Annotated in this window: 3 protein-coding genes; all 3 read left to right on the forward strand. The window is 62.2% G+C overall.

Translation table 11 applies throughout. From position 1 onward, the window contains the following. Positions 1 to 302, forward strand: a 302-nt coding sequence (locus WBB85_RS22075) for an ABC transporter permease subunit (protein ID WP_432640723.1), incomplete at its 5' end; no start/stop codon positions are given. Between the two features lies 1 nt (position 303). Next, complete coding sequence (locus tag WBB85_RS22080) at positions 304 to 1,272, forward strand: oligopeptide/dipeptide ABC transporter ATP-binding protein (protein ID WP_432640724.1); 969 nt, start codon at positions 304 to 306, stop codon at positions 1,270 to 1,272. Continuing rightward, a partial coding sequence (locus WBB85_RS22085) for an ATP-binding cassette domain-containing protein (protein WP_432640725.1) occupies positions 1,269 to 1,765 on the forward strand: 497 nt, incomplete at its 3' end. The genes WBB85_RS22080 and WBB85_RS22085, both read left to right, overlap by 4 nt.

Genomic DNA, 1,765 nt, shown 5'->3' on the forward strand with positions numbered 1-1,765 from the left:
TTCCGACCTTCACCATCATCTGGCGCCACATCGTACCGAATCTGCTGGGCGTCGTCGCCGTCTATGCCACGCTTCTGGTGCCGCTGATGATCCTGACGGAAAGCTTCATCTCGTTCCTCGGCCTCGGCGTGCAGGAACCGCTGACAAGCTGGGGCGCGCTGATTTCCGAAGGGGCCGGCACGCTCAATTACGGGACGCATTGGCAGCTCGCCTTCCCGCTTTTCTTCTTCATCATCACGCTCTTCGCCTTCTTCTTCGTCGGCGACGGGTTGCGCGATGCACTTGACCCGAAGGACCGCTGACATGGCACTACTCGAAGTCAGGGACCTCGGTGTCAGCTTCGCCACGACCGACGGAACCGTGAATGCGGTGAACGGGGTGAACTTCACCCTCGCCAAGGGGGAAACCCTTGGCATCGTCGGCGAAAGCGGATCAGGCAAAAGCCAGCTTTCCTTTGCGATAATGGGGCTACTGGCCAGAAACGGCACCGCCACCGGATCGGTAATGTTCGACGGCAAGGAAATCCTGAACGCGCCGCCGCATGTCATCAACCCGATCCGCGCCAACCAGATCGCGATGGTCTTTCAGGACCCGATGACTTCGCTCAACCCCTATATGCGCGTTGCCGACCAGATGGCCGAGGTGCTGATCCACCACAAGGGTATGGGTAAGGCCGAGGCTGTCAGGGAATCCGTGCGCATGCTGGATGCCGTCAAGATCCCCGATGCCAAGGGCCGTGTCGACCTTTACCCGCACGAGTTTTCCGGCGGCATGCGGCAGCGGGTCATGATCGCGATGTCGCTTCTGTGCCGTCCGGAGCTTCTGATCGCGGATGAACCGACAACCGCGCTCGACGTGACGGTTCAGGCGCAGATCATGGCGCTCTTGGCCGAGCTTCAGCGCGATTTTGGCATGGCCACGATCCTGATCACCCATGACCTCGGCGTGGTGGCCGGGTTCTGCGAGGATGTACTGGTGCTCTATGGCGGGCAGGTGATGGAACAAAGCCCCGTCGATCCGCTGTTTCAGATGCCCACCCACCCCTATACGCGCGGCCTGCTCAGGGCGATCCCGCGCGTTGATCAGGAAGGCGAGGAACTGGACAGCATCCCCGGCAGCCCGCCCAACATGACCAATGCGCCGAAGGGTTGCCCCTTTGCCCCGCGTTGCGATTTCGCGGGCGATGATTGCCGCGACCATCTCGCGCCGCTCGCCCAGTTTGCCCCTGACCGCTGGCGGGCCTGCAACCGCACGCTGGAGGAACTTGCATGACCGATCCCCTGCTTCGCGTTGAAGACCTGCGCGTCACGTTCGAGTTGAAGCGCGCGGGCGATATGCCCTGGACCAAACCGCGCCTGCTGCATGCCGTCTCGGGCGTGAATTTCGAACTTTTTCCGGGCGAAACCCTGGGCATCGTTGGCGAAAGCGGCTGCGGCAAGTCCACGCTCGCCCGCGCCCTGATCCATATGGTGCCCGGCACCGGCAAGGCGATCTGGCAGGGCAAGACCGACCTTCTGAAGCTCTCACGGCGCGAGATGCTGAAATACCGCGCCGATATCCAGATGGTCTTTCAGGACCCTTTGGCCAGCCTCAATCCCCGCATGACCGTGGGCCAGATCATCTCCGAGCCGCTCAGGACCCATAAACCCGATCTCTCGGGCGAGGAGGTCAAGACCCGCGTCAAGAAGATGATGGACCGGGTCGGGCTTCTGCCCAACCAGATCAACCGCTACCCGCACGAGTTTTCCGGCGGCCAGTGTCAGCG

The organism is Albidovulum sp. (genome assembly GCF_049646345.1).
GTDB lineage: Bacteria > Pseudomonadota > Alphaproteobacteria > Rhodobacterales > Rhodobacteraceae > Albidovulum.